This is a genomic window from Gilliamella sp. Gris3-2 (assembly GCF_001690345.1).
GTDB classification, from domain to species: Bacteria; Pseudomonadota; Gammaproteobacteria; order Enterobacterales; family Orbaceae; genus Gilliamella; species Gilliamella bombi.
Genome location: NZ_LZHB01000068.1, coordinates 1 through 6,389, shown reverse-complemented (window position 1 = coordinate 6,389; position 6,389 = coordinate 1). Strand labels below are relative to the sequence as shown.

Sequence of the window (6,389 nt, the reverse complement as noted above, 5' to 3'; positions counted from 1 at the left end):
ATATCAGCACGAATCCCTTCACCAAAACGGATCGTATCAACATCAGTTTTTATTCTACTCCAAAAACCGGTGTACCCTAGCTTGCCTTGGTTATTTATTGTGTCGTGACCGTCGCCTAAATTAAACAAGTAAGTATCGTTTCCAGCTCCGCCTGATAGCAGGTCATTACCTTTACCACCTGTTAAAATATCATTGCCATCACCACCCGACAAAGTATCATTACCATCACCGCCTGTTAAGATATCATTGCCTTTACTGCCTAAAATGATATCGTCACTATCTGTACCGGTCATTACTAAGCCGTTGTTTAATACCTCATCCCACGTTAATTTGGTGCCATCGGCAAATATAAACTCCTCAATAACGTTATAGCTATTAATGTCTGCGGTTGCTGATGTTGCATTGTAAAAGACATTCTTTAAAGTTATGCTGCTATTACCACCAATTAAGGTCGCTTTTATATCAGCCCCTTGGCGTGAAAATATAACGTCATTCGGCGTAATACCATCGATAAACTCTAGCTTATCTTTACCACCTAATTCTGTCACTTGGTCATGACCACTATTACGGCCAAATTGGTAAATATCATTGTAATTTGAGCTTAATAAGGTTTCATCTTTTGCTGTGCCCGATGTCACAATTGGATTATTATTATACCAATCTTTAATATTAAGTTGGGAACCATCTGTAAATTCAAAAAAATCAACCCTAGCGGCTAATTGCGTATCACCTGTTGAGAACCAATTTTTTATGGTAATTGAATTTTGGCTATTAATGGAGATAACTAAATCATTGTCTTTTCTAGAACGACTTAGCATATCAGCACGAATCCCTTCACCAAAACGGATCGTATCAACATCAGTTTTTATTCTACTCCAAAAACCGGTGTACCCTAGCTTGCCTTGGTTATTTATTGTGTCGTGACCGTCGCCTAAATTAAACAAGTAAGTATCGTTTCCAGCTCCGCCTGATAGCAGGTCATTACCTTTACCACCTGTTAAAATATCATTGCCATCACCACCCGACAAAGTATCATTACCATCACCGCCTGTTAAGATATCATTGCCTTTACTGCCTAAAATGATATCGTCACTATCTGTACCGGTCATTACTAAGCCGTTGTTTAATACCTCATCCCACGTTAATTTGGTGCCATCGGCAAATATAAACTCCTCAATAACGTTATAGCTATTAATGTCTGCGGTTGCTGATGTTGCATTGTAAAAGACATTCTTTAAAGTTATGCTGCTATTACCACCAATTAAGGTCGCTTTTATATCAGCCCCTTGGCGTGAAAATATAACGTCATTCGGCGTAATACCATCGATAAACTCTAGCTTATCTTTACCACCTAATTCTGTCACTTGGTCATGACCACTATTACGGCCAAATTGGTAAATATCATTGTAATTTGAGCTTAATAAGGTTTCATCTTTTGCTGTGCCCGATGTCACAATTGGATTATTATTATACCAATCTTTAATATTAAGTTGGGAACCATCTGTAAATTCAAAAAAATCAATCCTAGCGGCTAATTGCGTATCACCTGTTGAAAACCAATTTTTTATGGTAATTGAATTTTGACTATTAATGGAGATAACTAAATCATTGTCTTTTCTAGAACGACCTAGCATATCAGCACGAATCCCTTCACCAAAACAGATCGTATCAACATCAGTTTTTATTCTACTCCAAAAACCGGTGTACCCTAGCTTGCCTTGGTTATTTATTGTGTCGTGACCGTCGCCTAAATTAAACAAGTAAGTATCGTTTCCAGCTCCGCCTGATAACAGGTCATTACCTTTACCACCTGTTAAAATATCATTGCCATCACCACCCGACAAAGTATCATTACCATCACCGCCTGTTAAGATATCATTGCCTTTACTTCCTAAAATGATATCGTCACTATCTGTACCGGTCATTACTAAGCCGTTGTTTAATACCTCATCCCACGTTAATTTGGTGCCATCGGCAAATATAAACTCCTCAATAACGTTATAGCTATTAATGTCTGCGGTTGCTGATGTTGCATTGTAAAAAACATTCTTTAAAGTTATGCTGCTATTACCACCAATTAAGGTCGCTTTTATATCAGCCCCTTGGCGTGAAAATATAACGTCATTTGGCGTAATACCATCGATAAACTCTAGCTTATCTTTACCACCTAATTCTGTCACTTGGTCATGACCACTATTACGGCCAAATTGGTAAATATCATTGTAATTTGAGCTTAATAAGGTTTCATCTTTTGCTGTGCCCGATGTCACAATTGGATTATTATTATACCAATCTTTAATATTAAGTTGGGAACCATCTGTAAATTCAAAAAAATCAACCCTAGCGGCTAATTGCGTATCACCTGTTGAGAACCAATTCTTTATGGTAATTGAATTTTGGCTATTAATGGAGATAACTAAATCATTGTCTTTTCTAGAACGACCTAGCATATCAGCACGAATCCCTTCACCAAAACGGATCGTATCAACATCAGTTTTTATTCTACTCCAAAAACCGGTGTACCCTAGCTTGCCTTGGTTATTTATTGTGTCGTGACCGTCGCCTAAATTAAACAAGTAAGTATCGTTTCCGGCTCCTCCCGATAACAGGTCATTACCTTTACCACCTGTTAAAATATCATTGCCATCACCACCCGACAAAGTATCATCACCATCACCGCCTGTTAAGATATCATTGCCTTTACTGCCTAAAATGATATCGTCACTATCTGTACCGGTCATTACTAAGCCGTTGTTTAATACCTCATCCCACGTTAATTTGGTGCCATCGGCAAATATAAACTCCTCAATAACGTTATAGCTATTAATGTCTGCGGTTGCTGATGTTGCATTGTAAAAGACATTCTTAAAGGTGATGCTACTTTTGCCGTCAATTAAGGTTGCGGTTATATCTGCCCCTTGGCGTGAAAATCGAATATCTTCAGCTTTAATGTTATTCATAAATAACAGTTTATCAATTCCAGATGTGTCAGTAATCGACTCATGACCTGATAAGCCAAATACATAAAAATTATTACCGGTTAATGTATTTTCACCCAATTTATTTTTAATTGACTGATAATACTCATCAGAACTATTGTATGTTAAATAGCCATCAATAACTTCTTTCAATAAAAGTTTTTGTGCTGGATCAGTTATCTGATTAAGATGACGCTCTAATCCTGAAAAATCAATCACGGCATTTCCATTATTTATATCTATTTTTAATAATTTAAACGCCTCTTTAAATTCGGTTTGTGCTAAAAGACTAGCGGTAACATAATGTTTGAATTTATTATATTCACCCATTAATAAATTAGCACCAAAAGTACCTGCAGGAGGAGCATTATTACCATAATAAATATTAGTATATTTTTCTCCTGTAATGATTTCTAATACAGTTAATTTTCTAGCGTCTATATTACCTCGACTATTTGGGTCAACCTGATCCACATTGGCCCAACTAAAAATAATATCGTCAATAACTTGTAGAATGTCAGTTGTTATAGGATTAGCGATAAATTTATCGAGTAAATTTCTTAGCTCTGTATTTTGACTTAATGCAATAGATAAGTTAACAAGATTACCAAATCCTCGTACTGAAGGGTATTTTCTTACCTCGTCAATATAGTGTTTTTCGCCAGTATAAATAGTATTTGCTTGATCTGTTGCAAACCAAACATCGGTGGATTTTCCTTTGCTACCATCGGTGTAGGTGATTTCACCGGTTAAGCGATGTTCATTTCCGTTACTATCCACATAATCTGATTTTGAATACTTTGTACTAATCGATGAAACTCCCGCTTGTTCTAAGCTAATTAGTTCATTTTCATCGGTAAGACCATTGCTATTTTTATCTTGCCATATTTTTAATTTTTGCCAGACGCTATCTTTAGCATCAATAACACCATCACCATTTTCATCATATTGAGCTAATGCTTGGTAACCATTTTTAGCTGTTTTGCCATTTTGTAGCAATGAACTTTCACCAAACAGTTCTCTTCCATCATCAATAACACCATTATCATTTAAATCTATCACCAACAATCCATCATCGGCACCAACCCATCCTGTATTTTCGGCAAATTGGTTGGCATTTAAATCAAAATGAATATTTTTATCTTTACTAATTGTTTCAACGCCATCACGATCAAGATCGATAATAATAGGAGACCATGCTCGTTTCGCCGCTTCGGGAATAGAAGGAAATAACGCTGCAATAGGCCCCATAATAGCATTTCCAGCATCATTAAGTAGACCATTTAACTTATCCCAAAGATCAATTAGTCCATTTTGATCATTATCTCGGAATAAATCAGCAAACTTATCTACCATCGCATCCGAAAGCAAACCAGCCACAACAGCAGCACCTAAGCCGATACCGATAACGGCTAAAGCTGGTGCTCCGGCTGTAGCCGCTAATCCTGCAGCAACGGTTCCTGCCAATGCCCCTAATATATTGCCACTAATTTCTTTAACGCCAAACTCAAGTAAAATCCCTCTTGCCTCGTTAACATCGCCTCGATCAAGTGCAGCCTGAGCTTCTGCCGATGCAAAGCCAAATCCGATCCCGGTCATAATATAACCCAAAATAGGCAAGCGTTTTGCGATTTTTTCGCCTGCTGACGCTAGATATTTAGAAGTTTGATTAACACTTTTTCGCATTTCTGGCGATAAATTATTGTAAGTATCTTTAAGATTGTTAAGATACTCACTATTAAACTTTCCGTCAGGTTCATAAAGCTTTAACCAAGATTTAACATTATCTGGCGCTAACTTAGTGCCTGCGGCATCTAAACCGGCAATATTTTTAATATGCTCAAAAGCACGCCCCATTCCCTCGGTTTGTTCGATAGATCTTAATACCGATGTTGGAATACCATTGACTGATGTCACTTTGGGATTATTTAATAATGCCGGTAATTCTGTGGCAGCAAAAACCCGCCCCGAGTCCATTCCAAACCCACCAAGTACACGAACATCACCCACTGCACCATCAACAAAACGTTTAGAAATAGCATCCCATGCGCCATTAGGTTGACGGCTGCCATTGCTGTTTGAGCCAAAAAGGAATTCATATGCTTGGCTAGATAACTGACTACCTTCACCTTTACCAAAGATCTGCTTTAACTTGCGATTTAAAGGCGAATCCTTTGTCAAAGCATCAGCTAAAAATTTAGATGCCTCGGTATTATCGATCAGGCGAAGAGAAGAGTTATTTTTTAATTGGTCGATAATTTCTGATGTATGTACGCCAGAATCTAACCATCCTGAATAGAGAATGGTTGTGTTGCCATGGGTATTTATATCTAATTGCTGTATTAAATCACGTAATCCATCGGCATCCTTGATCTTAAATAATCGTTTTTCCGCTTCCTCTTTAGTCAATCCCACCATATTGGTCTATTCCTCCAGTATAATAATTGATTATAGCGTTAGCTTACAAAATACTAAAAATTACATCTAATCAGTGCTTCATCATTAGCTTCTAAATTTCTAATTCCATTACATTTATAGACAGTTAATGCCTCTTTTAAAATGGTTAATAAATCCGCCTTCGACATAGTCGATAAACAACTTGGATTCATTGACACAATATTCCAAGCAATTTTTACAGGAAAGGAGTTAGCATATTCCAAACCGATCGCTTCCAAATCGCTAGATTTCCAACGGCCAGCTTCCAAAATAAGCTCAATATTCTGGCCATTAACATGCAGGATATATACCTCCTTATTAGTTGCTGCGGGTAAACCAGACGGAGTATCATAATTCAGCACATAGTCACAGTTAAATAACCAATACCCTCGTTCCTTATCCACACACCAAGCGTGTTGATGAACATCAAAACTCTTCAATAGTTCAGGCATTTTGGTACCAAAGCGGCGGTACTTATTCCATAAATTATCTAAATCATATTTTTTAGCATCTTCTTCCGACACATAGGCATTGACAAATGACATCAGTCACTCCTTAATTAAATTGTGTTAAATAAATTTGGGTTCTGTTATATAAAATATAAATGCAGATAAACAGAATTATAAATAAGATAGTTGGTTTGTAAATAACCCAAAACAGATTATAAGTATTCATTATCAGGAGACAAACTGATTAAATTATCATTATAATTTGTTTAATAATTGATCGGTAACAATATTGAAATACGATTGAAAGTTATGCTGATATTTTGAAGGGAGCAGTAAATTGAAATTTAGCAGATTAAAATTTAGTAAATGTGAATTTAGAGCATTTTAGAGGATGGTTGTTTTGCCATGGGTATTTATATCTAATTGCTGTATTAAATCACGTAATCCATCGGCATCCTTGACCTTAAATAATCGTTTTTCCGCTTCCTCTTTAGTCAATCCCACCATATTGGTCTATTCCTCCAGT

The 6,389-nt window shown here is 36.7% G+C and carries 3 protein-coding genes; all 3 read right to left on the bottom strand.

Annotation, left to right across the window (positions count from 1 at the left end):
• Nucleotides 1-5,396: calcium-binding protein (locus A9G32_RS13410; RefSeq protein WP_065640671.1), on the bottom strand; the 5,396-nt coding region annotated here is incomplete at its 3' end.
• Between the two features lie 53 nt (nucleotides 5,397-5,449).
• Nucleotides 5,450-5,959, bottom strand: coding sequence for a hypothetical protein (locus A9G32_RS09070; protein WP_065589845.1), 510 nt, complete (start codon nucleotides 5,957-5,959; stop codon nucleotides 5,450-5,452).
• A 288-nt stretch (nucleotides 5,960-6,247) separates the two neighbouring features.
• Entirely contained in the window at nucleotides 6,248-6,370 is a 123-nt protein-coding gene (locus A9G32_RS13405; protein WP_255306795.1) for a hypothetical protein, read from the bottom strand.
• Nucleotides 6,371-6,389: the final 19 nt, after the last annotated feature.

Coding starts and splice junctions, on each gene's coding strand:
- A9G32_RS09070 (WP_065589845.1), bottom strand. CDS start 5,959: ATGTCATTTGTCAATGCCTATGTGTCGGAAGAAGATGCTAAAAAATAT.
- A9G32_RS13405 (WP_255306795.1), bottom strand. CDS start 6,370: ATGGTGGGATTGACTAAAGAGGAAGCGGAAAAACGATTATTTAAGGTC.